Origin of the sequence: Mesorhizobium sp. M1217, from assembly GCF_040318275.1 — a bacterium.
Lineage (GTDB): Bacteria > Pseudomonadota > Alphaproteobacteria > Rhizobiales > Rhizobiaceae > Mesorhizobium.
The window spans coordinates 197,018-211,985 of the sequence record NZ_JAMYMA010000005.1 but is presented as its reverse complement, the minus strand read 5'-3'; the positions used below and the strand labels follow the sequence as shown (position 1 = coordinate 211,985).

At 62.2% G+C, this 14,968-nt stretch carries 21 protein-coding genes; 9 read left to right on the top strand and 12 right to left on the bottom strand.

The window, feature by feature from the left end; translation table 11 throughout:
- Nucleotides 1–26: 26 nt before the first annotated feature.
- The 4 genes from NKH37_RS10665 to NKH37_RS10650 all read right to left on the bottom strand — a co-directional run bounded on the left by NKH37_RS10665 (nt 27) and on the right by NKH37_RS10650 (nt 3,326).
- A complete protein-coding gene (locus NKH37_RS10665) occupies nt 27–683 on the bottom strand; it encodes a methionine ABC transporter permease (protein WP_352495104.1) in 657 nt (218 codons plus the stop codon).
- Nucleotides 664–1,728, bottom strand: a complete 1,065-nt coding sequence (locus tag NKH37_RS10660; protein ID WP_353006769.1) for a methionine ABC transporter ATP-binding protein — start codon at nt 1,726–1,728, stop codon at nt 664–666. Before NKH37_RS10660 ends, NKH37_RS10665 begins: the two co-directional genes overlap by 20 nt.
- Nucleotides 1,729–1,862: 134 nt before the next feature.
- A complete protein-coding gene (locus NKH37_RS10655) occupies nt 1,863–2,711 on the bottom strand; it encodes a MetQ/NlpA family lipoprotein (protein ID WP_352858736.1) in 849 nt (282 codons plus the stop codon).
- Between the two features lie 315 nt (nt 2,712–3,026).
- Nucleotides 3,027–3,326 (bottom strand): DUF1236 domain-containing protein, encoded by a 300-nt coding sequence (locus NKH37_RS10650; RefSeq protein WP_353006759.1) that lies wholly within the window; start codon nt 3,324–3,326, stop codon nt 3,027–3,029.
- 96 nt (nt 3,327–3,422) lie between these two features.
- Here NKH37_RS10650 and NKH37_RS10645 point away from each other — a divergent pair, with 96 nt between their 5' ends.
- Nucleotides 3,423–4,247, top strand: a complete 825-nt coding sequence (locus NKH37_RS10645) for a DUF1236 domain-containing protein (protein ID WP_502905992.1) — start codon at nt 3,423–3,425, stop codon at nt 4,245–4,247.
- Between the two features lie 100 nt (nt 4,248–4,347).
- On the opposite strand, the gene NKH37_RS10640 is transcribed toward NKH37_RS10645, so the two are convergent.
- From NKH37_RS10640 to NKH37_RS10630, 3 genes are read right to left on the bottom strand one after another with little or no spacing between them, the layout of a single operon-like run.
- Nucleotides 4,348–4,590 carry a polymerase gene (locus NKH37_RS10640; protein WP_353006762.1) on the bottom strand — a complete coding sequence of 81 codons (243 nt, stop codon included), beginning with the start codon at nt 4,588–4,590 and terminating at the stop codon, nt 4,348–4,350.
- Nucleotides 4,591–4,621: 31 nt separating this feature from the next.
- Complete coding sequence (locus NKH37_RS10635; protein WP_353006765.1) at nt 4,622–4,780, bottom strand: hypothetical protein; 159 nt, start codon at nt 4,778–4,780, stop codon at nt 4,622–4,624.
- Between the two features lie 47 nt (nt 4,781–4,827).
- On the bottom strand, nt 4,828–5,382 hold the full coding sequence (locus NKH37_RS10630) for a DUF4142 domain-containing protein (protein ID WP_353006767.1): 555 nt from the start codon (nt 5,380–5,382) through the stop codon (nt 4,828–4,830).
- A 251-nt stretch (nt 5,383–5,633) separates the two neighbouring features.
- On the opposite strand from NKH37_RS10630, the gene NKH37_RS10625 reads away from it, so the two are divergent.
- Entirely contained in the window at nt 5,634–5,864 is a 231-nt protein-coding gene (locus NKH37_RS10625) for a hypothetical protein (RefSeq protein ID WP_353007301.1), read from the top strand.
- Between the two features lie 77 nt (nt 5,865–5,941).
- On the opposite strand, the gene NKH37_RS10620 is transcribed toward NKH37_RS10625, so the two are convergent.
- Nucleotides 5,942–6,253, bottom strand: coding sequence for a hypothetical protein (locus NKH37_RS10620; protein ID WP_353007304.1), 312 nt, complete (start codon nt 6,251–6,253; stop codon nt 5,942–5,944).
- A 276-nt stretch (nt 6,254–6,529) separates the two neighbouring features.
- Between NKH37_RS10620 and NKH37_RS10615 the strand changes: the two genes are divergently transcribed.
- Entirely contained in the window at nt 6,530–6,694 is a 165-nt protein-coding gene (locus NKH37_RS10615; protein WP_023720548.1) for a DUF3309 family protein, read from the top strand.
- A gap of 146 nt (nt 6,695–6,840) precedes the next feature.
- On the opposite strand, the gene NKH37_RS10610 is transcribed toward NKH37_RS10615, so the two are convergent.
- Nucleotides 6,841–7,038: a hypothetical protein gene (locus NKH37_RS10610; protein WP_023720547.1), complete on the bottom strand. Its 198-nt coding sequence runs from the start codon at nt 7,036–7,038 to the stop codon at nt 6,841–6,843.
- Nucleotides 7,039–7,594: 556 nt separating this feature from the next.
- Between NKH37_RS10610 and NKH37_RS10605 the strand changes: the two genes are divergently transcribed.
- Complete coding sequence (locus tag NKH37_RS10605) at nt 7,595–8,269, top strand: Crp/Fnr family transcriptional regulator (RefSeq protein ID WP_502895982.1); 675 nt, start codon at nt 7,595–7,597, stop codon at nt 8,267–8,269.
- A 169-nt stretch (nt 8,270–8,438) separates the two neighbouring features.
- On the top strand, nt 8,439–8,966 hold the full coding sequence (locus tag NKH37_RS10600; protein ID WP_352495102.1) for a YciE/YciF ferroxidase family protein: 528 nt from the start codon (nt 8,439–8,441) through the stop codon (nt 8,964–8,966).
- 141 nt (nt 8,967–9,107) lie between these two features.
- Here the strand turns inward: NKH37_RS10600 and NKH37_RS10595 are convergent, their stop codons facing one another.
- Nucleotides 9,108–10,106: an ATP-dependent DNA ligase gene (locus NKH37_RS10595; RefSeq protein ID WP_353007305.1), complete on the bottom strand. Its 999-nt coding sequence runs from the start codon at nt 10,104–10,106 to the stop codon at nt 9,108–9,110.
- Nucleotides 10,107–10,136: 30 nt separating this feature from the next.
- Complete coding sequence (locus NKH37_RS10590; protein ID WP_353007307.1) at nt 10,137–10,304, bottom strand: hypothetical protein; 168 nt, start codon at nt 10,302–10,304, stop codon at nt 10,137–10,139.
- Between the two features lie 225 nt (nt 10,305–10,529).
- Between NKH37_RS10590 and NKH37_RS10585 the strand changes: the two genes are divergently transcribed.
- Nucleotides 10,530–11,234, top strand: coding sequence for an MgtC/SapB family protein (locus NKH37_RS10585; RefSeq protein WP_031194456.1), 705 nt, complete (start codon nt 10,530–10,532; stop codon nt 11,232–11,234).
- Nucleotides 11,235–11,435: 201 nt separating this feature from the next.
- Complete coding sequence (locus tag NKH37_RS10580; protein ID WP_353007309.1) at nt 11,436–12,698, top strand: DUF763 domain-containing protein; 1,263 nt, start codon at nt 11,436–11,438, stop codon at nt 12,696–12,698.
- A gap of 10 nt (nt 12,699–12,708) precedes the next feature.
- On the opposite strand, the gene NKH37_RS10575 is transcribed toward NKH37_RS10580, so the two are convergent.
- Nucleotides 12,709–13,152 (bottom strand): PPC domain-containing DNA-binding protein, encoded by a 444-nt coding sequence (locus tag NKH37_RS10575; RefSeq protein ID WP_353007311.1) that lies wholly within the window; start codon nt 13,150–13,152, stop codon nt 12,709–12,711.
- A 176-nt stretch (nt 13,153–13,328) separates the two neighbouring features.
- Between NKH37_RS10575 and NKH37_RS10570 the strand changes: the two genes are divergently transcribed.
- Nucleotides 13,329–13,943 (top strand): (2Fe-2S)-binding protein, encoded by a 615-nt coding sequence (locus NKH37_RS10570; RefSeq protein WP_353007313.1) that lies wholly within the window; start codon nt 13,329–13,331, stop codon nt 13,941–13,943.
- Nucleotide 13,944: 1 nt separating this feature from the next.
- Nucleotides 13,945–14,967, top strand: a complete 1,023-nt coding sequence (locus tag NKH37_RS10565) for an FAD binding domain-containing protein (protein ID WP_353007315.1) — start codon at nt 13,945–13,947, stop codon at nt 14,965–14,967.
- The last annotated feature ends 1 nt before the right edge of the window (nt 14,968 follow it).

The window sequence follows — 14,968 nt, the reverse complement described above, 5'->3', positions numbered from 1 at the left end:
TGGCCAGCATCTCCGCTGTGCCACGCTCAGTTCCGATGATCCAGCCTCGCGACCAGCCGGTCGCCGGCCCACTGGATGCCGCAGACCAGGACGATCAGGACGATGACCACGGCGATCATGACTGACGTTTCGAAGCGCTGGTAGCCGTATCGGATGGCGAGGTCGCCCAGCCCGCCGGCGCCGATGGCGCCGGCCATGGCCGAGGCGCCGATAAGCGTCACCAGCGTCACCGTGAAGCCGGCGACGATGCCGGGCAGCGCTTCCGGCACCAGCACCTCGCGGATGATCGTCCAGCGGTTGCCGCCCATGGCGCGCGCCGCTTCGATCAGCCCGTGGTCGACCTCGCGCAGCGACACTTCGGCGATCCGGGCATAGTAGGGCGTGGCCGCGATCGACAGCGGCACGATGGCGGCCCATGTGCCGATCGAGGTGCCGACGATCAGCCGCGTCACCGGGATCAGCGCAACCAGCAGGATGATGAAAGGCACCGAGCGGAAACCGTTGATGACCGCGCCGAGCGCGCGGTTCACCCACAGGTTTTCGGCGATGCCGCCGCGGTCGGTGGCGACCAGGGCCAGGCCGAGCGGCAGCCCGAAAATCAGCGAGATGAGGCCGGAGGCGGCCGTCATCAGGATCGTTTCCCAGATGGATCGAAGCAGGAGTTCAAACAGAATTGGCGACATGGCCAAGCACCTCCACCCGCGCATTGCGGGCTTTCAAGAACGCGATCACCTGTGCCAGGTGGTCTTGATTGCTGCCCGCGACCGCCACGAACAATGTCCCGACAGGCTGCTGCTGGACGTGATCGATGCCGCCATGCACGAGGCGGAACGAGCCGGGAACTGCCGAGGCAAGATCGGACAACAGCGGGCTTCGCGCGGCCTCACCCGCCACGTCGATCCTGAGGATCGCCTCCACGCCGGTGTTCTGCGTTAGCCGGCTTGCGATCTCCGCCGGCAATTGCGGCCTGATGCCGCCGAGCAGGCTTTGTGTGATCGCCGACTTCGGATCGGCAAACACCGACCACACCGGCCCTTGCTCGACGATTCGTCCGGCGTCGATCACCGCGACCCGGTCGGCGATCGAACGGATCACCTCCATCTCATGGGTGATGAGCAGGATGGTCAGGCCGAGCTGCCGGTTGATGTCTCTGAGCAAGGCAAGGATGGAGCGCGTCGTCTCCGGGTCCAACGCCGAGGTCGCTTCGTCCGACAGCAGCAGCGCCGGGCGCGCCGCAAGCGCCCGGGCAATGCCGACGCGCTGTTTCTGTCCGCCCGACAGCGACGCCGGATAGGCTTTCGCCTTCTCCGACAGGCCGACGAGCTCGAGCAGCTCGGCAGCGCGCGCCAGGCGTTCGGCCCTGGGCCGGCCTTCGATCTTGAGCGGCAGCGCTACATTGTCTTCGACCGTCTTGGCGGACAGCAGGTTGAAATGCTGGAAAATCATGCCGATACGCCGGCGCAGCGGCTGCAATTCGCGCTCGCCGAGCCGGCTGATCTCGCGGCCTTCGATGAAGACCTGTCCTGTATCCGGCCGCTCAAGGCCGTTCAGGCAGCGTATCAGCGTCGACTTGCCGGCGCCGCTGCGGCCGATGATGCCGAGGATCTCGCCCTGGCGCACGCTGAGCGATACGCCGTCCAGCGCCGCTGTTGCGCCGAAGCGGCGCTTCAGCTCGATGAGGCGTACGACATCGTGCGGTCCCGCGGAACGGCTGCCGACGGGATGCATGACTTCGGTGACCGGGGCGAAATGCTGGTTCATGAAAGTTCCTGTATAGGTGTCCCGCAAAACGCGATCGCGGTCCGCGTTGGAGCGCGGACCGCTTTATCATGCCGGGCTTCAGCGCCAAGTCGAGCTCGGTATCAATAGGCGCTGATGCCGGTTCCCTTGTAGACCCGGTCGAATTCGGCCTTCACCTTTTCGTTCTGGTAGGAGGCGACCAATGTCTTTACCCAGGGCTGGTTTTCATTGCCGGCCTTGACCGCGATGAAGTTGCGGTAGGGATTGTCGGCCACCGCCTCCTGGGCGATGCGGTTCTCCGGTGTGAGGCCGCTTTTAAGCGCCCAATCCGTGTTGACCACGGCCCCGTCGAGATCTTCCACCGAGCGCCCGACAATGCCAGCGTCGAGCTCCTTGACGACCAATTTCTTCGGGTTTTCGGCAATGTCGGTCGTCGTAGCCAGAATGCCGGTTCCTTCCCTGAGCTTGATCAGACCTTCGCTCTGCAGGACACGCAGCGCGCGCCCTTCATTGGACGGATCGTTCGGCACGCCGACGACGGCGCCTTCGGGCAAGTCGCCAATCTTCGCGTACTTCTTGGAATAGAGGCCGATCGGCCAGACCCCGGTATAGCCGACCGGGACGATGTGATAGCCCTGCGTCTTGATCTGGTTGTCGAGATAGGGCTTGTGCTGGAAGGCGTTGGCGTCGATTTCGCCACGCTCGAGTGCTTCATTCGGCTGGGTGTAGTCGTTGAACACCACGGTCTCGATCGTCAGCCCCCTCTCCGCCGCCTGGGCGGTGACGACGCGCCAGACGTCCTCGTCCTCGCCGCTCATGATGCCGACCTTGATCGCCGTCTTGTCCTCGGCGAACGACGGCGCAGCCATGCCGACAATCGCAACCGCCGATGCAAACAGTACAGCGAGGCCGGCGCGCCGGTTTATAGTTGCTGCGAGGAATGGAAGCAAAGTGTTGATAGTCCCAGGCATGGTCAATCCCATCGGTTTTGAAATCATTGCGGCCAGGCGGAATGCGAAGCCTTGCGGGCATCATCGGAAATGCTGATCGCCAGATCAAAGAACGGTATTTCCCGCCAAATGCGGAGCCGGGAATATTCTCTCAAAGTTTCTGGCCTAGCGAGCACAGGACGCTGCCGCCTAGCGCGCTGACTCCGCTATGAGGCCCGCCGTGCGTCGGAACGGCGGGCCTTTCTGCGTCCGAATGCCCAGGGGCACGGGCACCAGTTTGGGATATCGACAATGCAGGACGCGCCGCATGTCCCTTCAAAAAACGACGCGCATTGCTCACTGGATGACCTTCACGATCCTGCGTGTGCCCGGATCGACCAGGACGGTCTGGTTGTCGACGACGACATAGCGGTATTTGACGTCGGGAACCTCATGAAGCTCGACGGTATCGGGCAGGGTCGAGCCGACATTGAGCTCCACGCCGGGAAGCTGGACGGACGCCAGAGGCTGCTTTTTCACATACTCGCGTACGATCGTCTCCTGCTGCGGTTCGATGACCACGTCCTGAGCGGCAGCGGCGCCAATACCCGCAAGCAGCAAGAACCCAGCCGCGGCTGCCGAAAGATGCATTCTCATGATTGTCTCCTTTCGTGGTGGGCCACCTCTGCGCTGCGCCGCGTCATGCTATTCGCAGCGGGGTCGCTATAGGCGGGTAACGTCATCAGGTGGAGCTTGTTCCGCCGCTCGGATCGCTTGCCGTTTCGCTCCATTGGTTTGGAACAAAATTTTTTAGCCGCAGTTTTACGCGGTGAAGGGACGCATTTTCCAAGGAGATCTCTCATGAAAGGCGTTCTGATCACCAGCTTGCTAGCAATCAGCGTCAGCTGCGGAGCTGCACTTGCCCAGACGCAGCAGTCGACCGACGACCAGTCCGGCGCCAATTGCGCAGCCGGCGCTGCCAATTGCCAGAATGGCGCCAAGATGGACGAGCAGGCTCAGGGCAAGGCCGGCGCTGCGACTGATCAACAGGCGCAGGGCAAACCGAAGCTGAAGACCGACGAGCAAGCCCAAGGCAAGGCCGGCGCCACGACCGACCAGCAGGCCACGGGCAACACCAAGATGAAGACCGACGAACAGGCCCAAGGCAAAACCGGAACCACCACTACCGAGCAGGCCCAAGGCAACACGAAAATGAAGACCGAGGAGCAGGCTCAGGGCAAGACTGGGACCACGACCACCGAGCAGACTCAGGGCAATGCTTCTACGCAGACGCAGGACCAGAGTTCGACCGCTTCCATCAGCAATGTGACCGTTGAACAGAAAACCCAGATCACTCAGGTCATCAAGGAGACCAACGTCCAACCCGTTTCCAGCGTCGATTTCGACATCTCTGTCGGCATCGAGGTTCCGCGGAAGAAGGTCCGGCTGCATCGTCTGCCGGCGCGCATCGTCAAGATCGTTCCGGCTTACGAAGGCTATGAGTATTTCGTGCTCGCCGATGGTCGGATCGTCATCGTCGACCCGAATACCTACAAGATCGTGATTATCCTGACCTAGTCGTGGCCAGACGGTTTGATTGAACCAAAGGGTCCGTCGCGCAGGTCGCGTGGCGGCCCTTTCCGCATCTCCTCGCTCCGCGTCTGCTGCAAATCGCAGATCACGGTCCGTCCTCGGGGCGAGGAGTGAGCACGGTGTGATCGATGGTGTCGGGCAGGCATGGACTGGGCACGCAGCTTGTTCGGACTGACGCGGTGGTCATGCCCTCGATATCCGTAACTAGCACCATTCTCGCGTAGTGCCGCGGCCACAGCGGCTCTCCAAACAGGACGAAGGCGCCGCCAATCATCAAGGCCAGCAACATGAGTGCCGTAACATTTGCAAATATCTCGCCGTAGCGCATGAAGGCAGCCTGTCCCGTTCGGAAAGCGATTTCAGCCTGTGACAGCGGCGACCAGGATGCCGCCGAAACCCAGCGCTAATGCCCTTGGCGCCTCGCGAATGCCGCCTTCCATTGGATACTCCCCGGAATAAGCCAGGTGAATAACGGCACTCTCGGTGCTTTGTTCCGGGCCGGACGACAGCCGCTTCATTCATGCCGGGGCGTTTCCGTTGGCAAGACCGCAGGCGGTCTTCGCTCTCATTGATGCGCCGCAGCGAGGTCCTTGACATGACGTTCGTGCATTTGCAGCACCGGCAGCGTCTTCTTGGCAAACTCCTTCATCGCCGGATCGTCGCCGGAATTTGCGTAGGCGGAAAACAGCGCCACCGCTTCCTTATGTGCCTGGGTTTGCATGTCGATATATTTCGATTGGAAGCTGTCACCGCTGGCCTCCTTGAGTTGGTCGAGCAACGCCTGGTGCTTGGTGTCCAGCGGCGGGCCGGCCGGCGCGGTGGCCGAAGTTGTCTGACCTTTGCTGAGCGCCGCCTTGAAGTCCTCGCCGGCCTTGGCGTGGTCCGTGACCATTTGCGCCGCGAAGGCCTTCACATCGTCGGCCGTCGCCTGCTTCTGTGCAAGTCGGCTCGACTCGATTTCAAATGTATTGGCGATGGGCACCGTCTTCACGAACGTCGCCGTGTCAACCTTGCTCATGGTGTCGGTCGTCAGAGGTGTCAGCGTCGCCGATTGGGCAAAAGCAGCCAAAGGCGCGCCGGCCGTCAGCGCTGCCGCAGTGATCGATAGAAGTGTTTTCATGGAAGTTCTCCGAGGCTGATGTCATCCCTCCGATGGCTCAACGCGGAAGCTGCGGCGAGGTTGCCTGGTGGGCGGGGGGGCCCCCCCCCCCCCCGCACGCGAAACAATGGTTTGGAAACGCAAAACAAAAAGACGCCGGCTGCGTCCTGCAAAGTGCAACGCAAGCCACGAGATCGTACGGAATCGTACAAGCTCTTTCGCTTTGCCGCAGTCTTGCTATCGTTGGCTGGGAGAGATGGGTGGAGGCTTCCGTGGGGCAGATCAAGTCGCCGCTGGGAATCGGTATTGACACCGACGCTGCCGTTCATACCATCATGGGCGACTACCATTCCGGCGACATTCTCTCGACCACCGTCGTCATAGCCGATTTGCGCAGACGCTTTCCCTGGTGCCGGCAAACCGACGAGGAGCTGGTTGGCTTCATCATTCGGGCGCTGGACGGTCGGGAGATCGCCGTCAGCTTCGACCACCGCGGCCGTTAGGCGGCTGATTTATGGCAAACTGACGAGGCTGCGGAGCGCACGCTCCGCAGCCTCGTCAGGCTATGATCACAGGGCGCTTACTTGCCGCAGTGGTTGTCGTTCACCGTCGGCGCCATCGTGCCCGGAGCCTTGCCGGTCGCATCGGGCAGAGCCCCCTGCGGGCCCGGCGGGCAATTCCGGTCGGCATTCGAATTCGTCGTTGAGAAATCGCGAATGCTGTTGGTGATGGTCGAATCTGTGCCGGTGTCAGGGCCGCCATTATCCGGGACTACGACCGTCCGCTCGCTGCCGTCGGCAGCGGCTCCGGAGGGGTCGCCGACGTTCTGGGCCATCGCTGACGTGGCCAGACCGATCGTAAGCGCCGAAGCTGCGAGAATTTTCGTGAGCATGATGCTTCTCCTTTTTTACGAGGGTCGTCGCGTTGCGACTACGAAAACAACCGTTCGGGCGGGCGAAGGTTCCGACAAATTTCCTATGAATTCAGCATGTTCTCAGGTGTTCAAGGTGGCCGGCGCGCCATTGCACAGCCCGGCGTTTTCCTCGCTACATGAGCGTGCGCCTTGCTGTCCCGCCGGAACAGGAATGCTCCTTGCGAGTTCATACCTTTGTACAATGCGAACGCGCTGATGCGAATGGCGGCAGCGCAAACAAGGAGAGCAGACATCATGGGCCTTGGAACCATTCTCATCATCATCTTGGTCCTTGCCTTGCTTGGCGGCTTCAGCGGCTTGGGCGGCGGACCGTTCTACGGCACCGGCTATTACGGTGGCGGTGGCCTCGGCCTGGTGCTGCTCATCGTCATCATCTTGGTCGTGCTTGGGCGCATTTAGCGTCACGCTCACGACAAAACGCCTGCCGCCGGTAATAAGCGGCGGGCGTTTTGTCGTGAACAGACAAAAAGTCTCTGGGACCCTGGCTAAAAATGCCGACCCGCGCCGGACCCTTCTACACCGAGGACCCCGCCATAGCAGCAGCTTTAGTGTTGGCGATCGGCGGCCAGTGCTTCTTTTAGATCGGCGCTTAGCACGCCCTCGTTGAACAGCGACATGATACGGGCGGCCAACCGCTCGCGGACCGGACTGTCGTCCGCAACACCCAACTCGCGGCAGCAGTCGTCGAGCGCTTTTCTCAGCACGCTCAGTTCGGCTGGAGTTGCTGCACCATGCATCGACATACCATCCTCCCTGAAAAGGGCGAAAGCGCGAAGCGTCTTTCAAGCATCCACTCGCCATGTCTGTGTGGACGACTCAAATTCAATTAGCGCCGCTCGCCTCCAAACTCAATGTACGGAAATTACCGAGCGGACAGATCGGGAACGACTACCTTTCACCTGCATTATTGTAGTGATCCAAGCCACCCTCATTTGGATCACTGGGCGTAGCCCACGACGCCCGAATGGAGCCCGTTGCATCCCTCGCGACGGGCTCTTTCGCGCCCGACATTTTTCATTTGTCGATTTCGTACCAAAGCACCTTTGGTACGTTTTCAACTCTAACTTTCAGTGGGATGTTTTCGTAGGCAAGCGGCAGGAGAAACTGCCGTGCATCGATTGATTTATTTATTTAGTAGGCTCCATACCTTTCAGCGCTTATATAAACCGTATCGTCCGCAGGTTATACCGGGCGCGGACGGCTGGGAGATCAAAAAGCTCTTGCCCTGTTTTGGGCCCGGCTATGTCTGATCCAGCAATTTCCAATCAAAATCTATTCAAAAACAAGCTGTTGCGCCGGATGAGCGCCGGCGATTTTGCATTCCTCGAGCCGCACATCGAGCGCTGTTCGCTGGAGTTGCGGCAATCGCTCGAAGTATCCGGATCACCGATCGAGGCCATCTATTTCGTCGAGGACGGCATTGGTTCAGTGGTTGCGAAAATGCCGAATGGCAGCGATGCGGAAGTTGGCCTCATTGGCTTGGAAGGTATGACCGGCTCGGCCCTGGTGATGGGCGACGATCGCATGGTCCATGATTGCTATGTGCAACTGGCGGGAGAAGCCGCCAGGATAGATGCCGAGCCATTCAAGGCAGCGCTGACCCAAAGCCCGACACTGCGGTTGTTTTTGTTGCGCTACGTGCAGTGTCTGCATGTCCAGACCGGCTACACCGCGCTGGTCAACGCGCGATCGAAGCTTGAAGACCGGCTGGCGCGCTGGCTGCTCATGTGTGACGATCGGGTGGCCGGCGACCGGCTGACGATCACCCACGAATTCCTGTCGATCATGCTCGGCGTAAGACGTCCGGGCGTCACGGTCGCGCTCCAGCTGCTTGAGGGCCGAGGGCTCATCCGGTCCCGCCGCGGCGAAATCATTATCCGCGACCGCGATGGTCTCGTTTCGCTAGCGGATGGCGGCTACGGCCTGGCCGAGGCCGAATATATCCGCCTGGTCGGACATACCGGCGAGCGCTGAGTGCTTTTCTCGCCTGTTGCTACCGCAGGTCGAGGCCCCTTGCGATACGACACAAGTGCCGTCGGAAAAATTTTCAAAGCTCCTGAACCGTCAGGGAACTTGTTTCCCATCGGAGGGTTATCGGACGCCTCTACTTTGCGAGGCTGCCACCAACTCCCGGGAGACGACCATGCCGACTACGAAAAAGGCCGCGAAGGCGGCAAGCAAGGGCCTCGAGGACCTGTTCCTCGACGGGCTCAAAGACCTCTACTACGCCGAGAAGAAGATACTGAAAGCGTTGCCCAAAATGGCCAAGGGCGCGGAGTCGGAAGAAGTGACTGCCGCCTTCGAGAAGCACCGCATGGAAACCGAAGGACATGTCGATCGCCTGGAGGAGGTGTTCGAGAAATTCGGCAAGCCGGCCCGCGGCAAGACCTGTCCAGCGATTGACGGCATCATCGAAGAGGGCTCGGAAGTGCTCGAGGAGTATAACGGTGCTCCCGCACTCGACGCCGGGCTTGTCGGCGCGGCGCAGGCCGTCGAGCATTACGAGATCGCTCGTTACGGCACTTTGATCGCATGGGCGGAAGAACTCGGCAAGAGCGACGTTGTCGAACTGCTCAGGGCAACACTCAAGGAAGAGGTCGCGACCGACGAAGCGCTTTCCAAGCTCGGCGAAAGCGGTGTCAACGAACGCGCAATGCAAGAAGCCGCTTGATTTTCAGACTGCATCCCGAGCCTCGGCAATGGATTGCCGAGGCTCGGCTAGTGCGGCGAACCAGTGAATTCTGCATCGGTTCCGTCGTAGGCGGCAGAACGGAACACCAAGAGCGCCTTGAAGCGTTGCCTCCGGCGGGACTTACTCCATCTGCTCGAACGTGCATTGCCGGGGCTCCTTATCCGGCCGCCAGCGCAACAGCTTGGTTCCGTGCCGGAACCGGTCGCCTGTCACATGGTCGAAACGAACCTCGACCACCAGTTCAGGCTTTATCGGTTCCCATTGTCCGCTGCGCTCCGTGCTCCAGCGGCTTGGTCCGCCTGGCGCCTTGCCGGTGAAACCCGGTTTAGCCCGCAGTTTTTCCAGCTGTCTGGTCAGCGCCGCCCTGTCGTCCTTGCCGATGGTCGAGGTGAATCCGACATGGTCCAGCCTGCCTTCGTTATTGTAGAGGCCAAGCAGCAGGGATCCGACTTCGTTGCTGCCGGCGAGATAGCGAAAGCCGCCGACCACACAATCCGCAGTGCGCAGCCGCTTGACCTTGACCATGGCGCGCTCGCCGGGCCGGTATGGCTCGGCGATCAGTTTTGCAACGACACCGTCGGTCGAGCCATGGCCGGCGCCTTGCAGCCAGCGCTCGGCGGCAGCGGCATCGTCCGTGCATTTGGACAGGCGCAGTTCGGGCCGGCCCGCCGACGCGACAAAGGCCTCGATCGCCCGTCTCCTGGCGCTGAGCGGTTGTTCGATGATGACCTTGCCGCCGGGTTCGGCCAGCATATCGAACAGGACCAGCATGGCGGGCGTCTCCAGGCTCAACTTGCGGATCCTGCTTTCGGCGGGATGGAGACGCATTTGCAGGGCCTCGAATGAAGTCGAGCCGTCGACCTCGATGATGATCTCGCCGTCGGCCACAAACTGTCGCGACCTCACATCGCGCAGCACCGCGACCAGTTCGGGAAAATAGCGGCCAAGCGGCTTGCCCGATTTTGCACGCAGATCGACGGCATCGTCGCCCTTGAACACGAGGCAGCGAAATCCGTCCCATTTCGGTTCGTACTGCCAAAGCCCGTCGCCGCCAGGAATTGCGTCGGCGGCTTTGGCTTCCATCGGACGAAGGTCGAGCGGCAACGGAAATGCGGTCATGGCTGGTCCGCGCCGCCGCCGAGGCATTCGCTACCGCCGTCGGCCATTCCCCTGGGCCCTGCTTTGCCGCCTCGCCACTTTGCGGCCGGTCTGGTCGGGCGAAGGCGCCAGCGGATCGACTTCGTCGGACCCGCCGATCTCCTTGGTAATGCGATAGGCCAGATAAGCGACGGCTCCTGCAGCCAGCAAGCGGACCATGATTGAAAATCCTTCGTTGGCGTGAACCCACCAACCCCGAGCCGAAGGTTTTGTTCCGCCGCTGCCCATAGCCGAGGTGAATCGTCGGCTGCGCAACCAAAACCTAAGCGCATCGTTTGTTGCTTATCGACGAAAAGAGTCTGCGATGAAGACGCTGTTACCCTTGTTCGCTTTGACCCTGGCGCCAATCCAGGCCAGCAGCGCTTGGCCTGACGGGTGACCGCGATGCTCCTCGTTGTTCCGGTTTGGCAAGACATCGCGGCACGGCTGCTTCTGACCGCGCTCGCAGGCCTTTTGATAGGCCTCAACAGGGAGGCGCGCGGGCACGCGGCGGGGCTACGCACCACCGTGCTGGTGGGATTGGCCGCCGCCATCACAATGATCCAGGCCAGTATTCTGCTGGAGACCGTTGGCAAGCACCCGGATTCGTTTGCATCGATGGACGTCCTGCGCTTTCCGCTGGGCGTGTTGACCGGCGTCGGCTTTATCGGCGGTGGCGCCATTCTTCGCCGCGGCAATCTTGTCAGCGGGGTCACCACAGCGGCCACGTTGTGGGTGATGACGGCGATCGGATTGGCTTTCGGTGGCGGCCAATACGGCTTGGGCGCGGCCGGCACGGCGCTGACGCTGGCCACTTTGCTGGTCCTGAAATGGGTGGACCTTCGAATGTCGCGCGAACACCATGCCCAGTTGGCACTGACGTGGAAGGCCGCGGCTCGACAGGAGCTCGATGCGCTCATCGGGCCGCTTGGCTACCAGGCACGCCTCGTCGCAATAGAGAGGCGCCCAGATCTCAAGGACCCTGTGTTCTCGTTCGAGATCAGTTGGAGGCGGCCCGACACTGGCGCACCGCCAATGGATCTGCTGGCATCGGTGGGCGAGCATTGCGAGATCCAGAAGTTTGATCTCCTCAGCGAGCCTGCCCGGTAGAGCGGTTCATCGTTTCACGGAAACGCCGAACCGCTCTATCGCTTTGTTTCTGCGCAATTCCGGACGGAAAACCGTTTCACACTTTTCCTGGAAGTGCTCTAGCGGCTCGCAACGATCGCGGTCTGAATCAGGCCATCGCTTCTTCGCGGCACTTTCGATACCTATCTGTCGAGGCAGGACTCAAGGAGCAAGCAAAAGAGCGTGGCACAGCGATCGGGAAGTGCTGACCTTCCACTTCACGGCGGGCGCGTGCCGAAATGGCTCGGCGACCGCATGACGCGGCTTGGCGCGGTCATGTGCGAGGCGATCATCCACCATTACGGCCGCGATGAATTGCTGCGCCGGCTGGCGCATCCGTTCTGGTTCCAGTCTTTTGGCGCCGTGATGGGGATGGACTGGCACTCCTCCGGCATCACCACCAGCGTCGTCGGTGCCTTGAAGCGCGGCCTGTCGCCGCTTTCCAGCGAGCTCGGCATTCACGTTTGCGGCGGCCGCGGCGCGCATTCGCGCAAGACCCCGCACGAGCTTGCCCTGATCGGCGAGCGTGTCGGCCTCGACGGGGAAGGCCTGGCGACTGCCAGCCGGCTCGTCGCCAAGGTGGACAGCGCCGCGGTCCAGGACGGTTTCGATCTCTATCTGCACGGCTTCATCGTCACCGATGACGGCAAGTGGGTGGTGGTGCAGCAAGGCATGAACGGCGACAGCAAGGTGGCGCGCCGCTATCACTGGCTGTCGGAGGGCCTGAAGAGCTTTGTCGACCAGCCGCATGCCGCCATCGAAGGCGCCAACCAGGGCGAGATCGTCAACCTGACCGACCGCCGCGCCGAAGCGTCGCGCCAGGGACAACTGGACCTTCTGCACGACCTTGGACCGGATCGCATCGTGAGGGAGCTTGCCGCTTTGGAGCGGGGTTCGGCGCCAGCGCCGGAGCCGGCACAAAAGCTGCTGCCGCATCTGGTGATGCCGGCGCACCACGATGTACGCGAAAGCGATGTCGTCATGCGCCGCCTGCACGGCAACATCGCGGCGGCGGCCGAGCGCGGCCCAACAGATTTCGCCGGGCTTCTCCTGGTGCCCAATGTCGGCGCGCGCACGGTGCGGGCGCTGGCGCTGGTCGCCGAAGTCGTGCATGGCGCGCCGTGCCGTTTTTCCGATCCAGGGCGTTTCTCGCTGGCGCATGGCGGCAAGGACAGGCATCCGTTCCCTGTGCCGCTGAAGGTCTATGACGAGACGATAGGCGTGCTGAAGTCGGCCGTCCAGAAGGCCAGGCTCGGCCGTGACGAAGAGATCGGCGCATTGCGGCGGCTGGACGACCAGTCGCGGCAGGTCGAGCGCTATGTCACCGGACCAAGCCTGAAGGAAATCGTCGCCGGGGAGTTCGACCAATCGCATCTGCTCGGCGGCCGCAGCGTCTTCGGTTGGGAAGTCGCCCCCGAAACGACCGCAGTTAAATCAACGAAGTGATCGGCTCGGATCAAGCCTCCAGGTCGATCAACGCGACACCGAGTTCGGGACGGTGCCTGCGGCGCAGATGTCCAGGCGTTTCCACCAGCGTGACCTCGAGCGTCGGGCGAACGATGGCGTCCAGCAGATGGCCGCCCCTTGTGCTGCCGTCGCTCAATCCGAGCACGGCATGGACGTGCAGGCTGGGCTTGCCGTCGTCGCCGATGGCAACATCGCCAATCGCGCTCAGCACCTCGCACTGTTCCCGGATGGGAATTTTCCGGTAGGTCCTTTCCCTAGGGTCGAACCAGCCGACAGTTGCCCTTTCGAAAGCGCCGAGCGCGGTCAGCGACGCGCTGCCAACGCCGTGGTCGGCCGCAAACGAGGCCAGCTGCGCAAACGCCTCTTCGCCGGGATCAAGCACAACGACGAACGTTCTTTGGCCGGCGCTTTCGGCAACAATCTGTGACTTCATGATCTCGCTCCAGACGCCATTTCGGTTCTGTCCGATCGGGGTTGAACGGCAAGCCGGCTCGAGAGTTCCCCGGCACGGTTCGGATGAACATAGGATCACAGCCACGTGAGGCGGAGGAACCTTGCCTTGCGTGACTGGTTCGGCCGGCTTGAGACCCAGCCAGCCGGGAGCCAGCCATGTCCGAACCCCCCCTTGCCAGCCTGAGCCGACGCAGTTTCATGACCGGATCCGTTTCGGCGGCTGCGGCAGGGCCGCTCATGGCCACGTCGGCAAAAGCCGCCGCCCCGCAACCTGCCGCTTCGGCCGAGCCGCGCGATCTGTCGGCGATTTCACTGCGCATCAACAAGCAGCCCTACAATCTCGCCCTCGACAATCGCACCAGCCTGCTCGACGCGCTGCGCGACCATGTCGGCCTGACGGGCACGAAGAAAGGCTGCGATCACGGCCAGTGCGGGGCCTGCACCGTTCTTGTCGACGGCAAGCGGGTGCTGTCGTGCCTGAGCTTCGTCGTGATGAACAAGGGCCATGAGATCACCACGGTGGAAGGGCTCGCTTCCGCCGACGGCAATCTGCATCCGATGCAGCAGGCCTTCATCGACAATGACGCCTTCCAATGCGGGTACTGCACGCCCGGCCAGATCATGTCCGCCATCGGTTGCATCAACGAAGGCCATGCCGGCTCCGAGGACGATATCCGCGAGTATATGAGCGGTAATCTCTGCCGCTGCGCTGCCTACCCCAACATAGTCGCGGCCATCATGCAGGCCCGGGACGAAACAAGGAAAGCCTGAGATGCGCCCCTTCGTTTACGAGAGACCGGCCAGCGTGTCCGCGGCGGCCGCCATTGCTTCCCGTTTTGCCGCAGAGGGTGTTCCGCCGACCGAGGCCGCCGCGCAATTCATCGCCGGCGGCACCAATCTGGCCGACTACATGAAGCTTGGCGTGGCCCGGCCGGAACGGCTGGTCGATCTCAATGGTCTCGGTGACAGGGCCCTGCGGCAGATCGAGGTCGGCGACGACAGCATCCGCTTCGGCGCGCTGGTCCGCATGGGCGAGGCTGCTGACACAGGCGAGATCAAGCGCCGTTGCCCGATGCTTGCCGAAAGCCTGAAGTTCGCCGCCAGCGGCCAGATCCGCAACATGGCGAGCCTGGCCGGCAATGTGCTGCAGCGGACGCGGTGCGAGTATTTTCGCGAGACCTCCTGGCCATGCAACAAGCGCGAGCCGGGCTCCGGCTGCGCGGCCATGGAAGGCTTCAACCGGCAACATGCGGTCCTTGGCACCAGCAACGCCTGCATCGCCACCTACCACGGCGATTTCGCCCAAGCGCTGATCGCGCTCGGCGCGACGGTCGAGGTGGAGGCAAGGCGCGGTATGCGCAAGATAGCGTTTTCGAGGCTACATCGCCTGCCGGGAGATACGCCCAACGTTGAGACCGAACTGGCCTCCGACGAGGTGATCACGGCCATCGAGGTGCCGCTTGGCGCCTGGAGCCGCCGCTCACGCTACCTGAAGATCCGCGACCGCGAGTCCTATGCGTTCGCGCTGGCCTCGGCGGCCGTGGCTCTGGATATGGACGGCGACACCGTCAGCCAGGCGCGCATTGCGCTCGGCGGCGTGGCAACCGTGCCATGGCGGGCCAAGGCGGCCGAGGAAGCACTGAGCGGCAAGGCACTCGACGATGAGGCGGCCGAAGCTGCCGCCGAAGCCGCGTTCGCCGAGGCGAAACCGCGCGAACACAATGCGTTCAAGATACCGCTCGGCAAGCGCACGCTTGTGCGGGCACTGCTCGAAACGCGCGACATGAAGGTCTGAC

What these genes read in the sequence shown, in the direction of transcription:
- NKH37_RS10605 (WP_502895982.1), top strand. Translation starts at nt 7,595, where the DNA reads ATGAGCGCCGGCGATTTTGCATTCCTCGAGCCGCACATCGAGCGCTGT.
- NKH37_RS10600 (WP_352495102.1), top strand. Translation starts at nt 8,439, where the DNA reads ATGCCGACTACGAAAAAGGCCGCGAAGGCGGCAAGCAAGGGCCTCGAG.
- NKH37_RS10630 (WP_353006767.1), bottom strand. Translation starts at nt 5,382, where the DNA reads ATGAAAACACTTCTATCGATCACTGCGGCAGCGCTGACGGCCGGCGCG.
- NKH37_RS10620 (WP_353007304.1), bottom strand. Translation starts at nt 6,253, where the DNA reads ATGCTCACGAAAATTCTCGCAGCTTCGGCGCTTACGATCGGTCTGGCC.
- NKH37_RS10660 (WP_353006769.1), bottom strand. Translation starts at nt 1,728, where the DNA reads ATGCATCCCGTCGGCAGCCGTTCCGCGGGACCGCACGATGTCGTACGC.
- NKH37_RS10650 (WP_353006759.1), bottom strand. Translation starts at nt 3,326, where the DNA reads ATGAGAATGCATCTTTCGGCAGCCGCGGCTGGGTTCTTGCTGCTTGCG.
- NKH37_RS10570 (WP_353007313.1), top strand. Translation starts at nt 13,329, where the DNA reads ATGTCCGAACCCCCCCTTGCCAGCCTGAGCCGACGCAGTTTCATGACC.
- NKH37_RS10585 (WP_031194456.1), top strand. Translation starts at nt 10,530, where the DNA reads ATGCTCCTCGTTGTTCCGGTTTGGCAAGACATCGCGGCACGGCTGCTT.
- NKH37_RS10655 (WP_352858736.1), bottom strand. Translation starts at nt 2,711, where the DNA reads ATGCCTGGGACTATCAACACTTTGCTTCCATTCCTCGCAGCAACTATA.
- NKH37_RS10565 (WP_353007315.1), top strand. Translation starts at nt 13,945, where the DNA reads ATGCGCCCCTTCGTTTACGAGAGACCGGCCAGCGTGTCCGCGGCGGCC.
- NKH37_RS10665 (WP_352495104.1), bottom strand. Translation starts at nt 683, where the DNA reads ATGTCGCCAATTCTGTTTGAACTCCTGCTTCGATCCATCTGGGAAACG.
- NKH37_RS10610 (WP_023720547.1), bottom strand. Translation starts at nt 7,038, where the DNA reads ATGTCGATGCATGGTGCAGCAACTCCAGCCGAACTGAGCGTGCTGAGA.
- NKH37_RS10575 (WP_353007311.1), bottom strand. Translation starts at nt 13,152, where the DNA reads ATGAAGTCACAGATTGTTGCCGAAAGCGCCGGCCAAAGAACGTTCGTC.
- NKH37_RS10590 (WP_353007307.1), bottom strand. Translation starts at nt 10,304, where the DNA reads ATGGTCCGCTTGCTGGCTGCAGGAGCCGTCGCTTATCTGGCCTATCGC.
- NKH37_RS10640 (WP_353006762.1), bottom strand. Translation starts at nt 4,590, where the DNA reads ATGCGCTACGGCGAGATATTTGCAAATGTTACGGCACTCATGTTGCTG.
- NKH37_RS10615 (WP_023720548.1), top strand. Translation starts at nt 6,530, where the DNA reads ATGGGCCTTGGAACCATTCTCATCATCATCTTGGTCCTTGCCTTGCTT.
- NKH37_RS10635 (WP_353006765.1), bottom strand. Translation starts at nt 4,780, where the DNA reads ATGAAGCGGCTGTCGTCCGGCCCGGAACAAAGCACCGAGAGTGCCGTT.
- NKH37_RS10595 (WP_353007305.1), bottom strand. Translation starts at nt 10,106, where the DNA reads ATGACCGCATTTCCGTTGCCGCTCGACCTTCGTCCGATGGAAGCCAAA.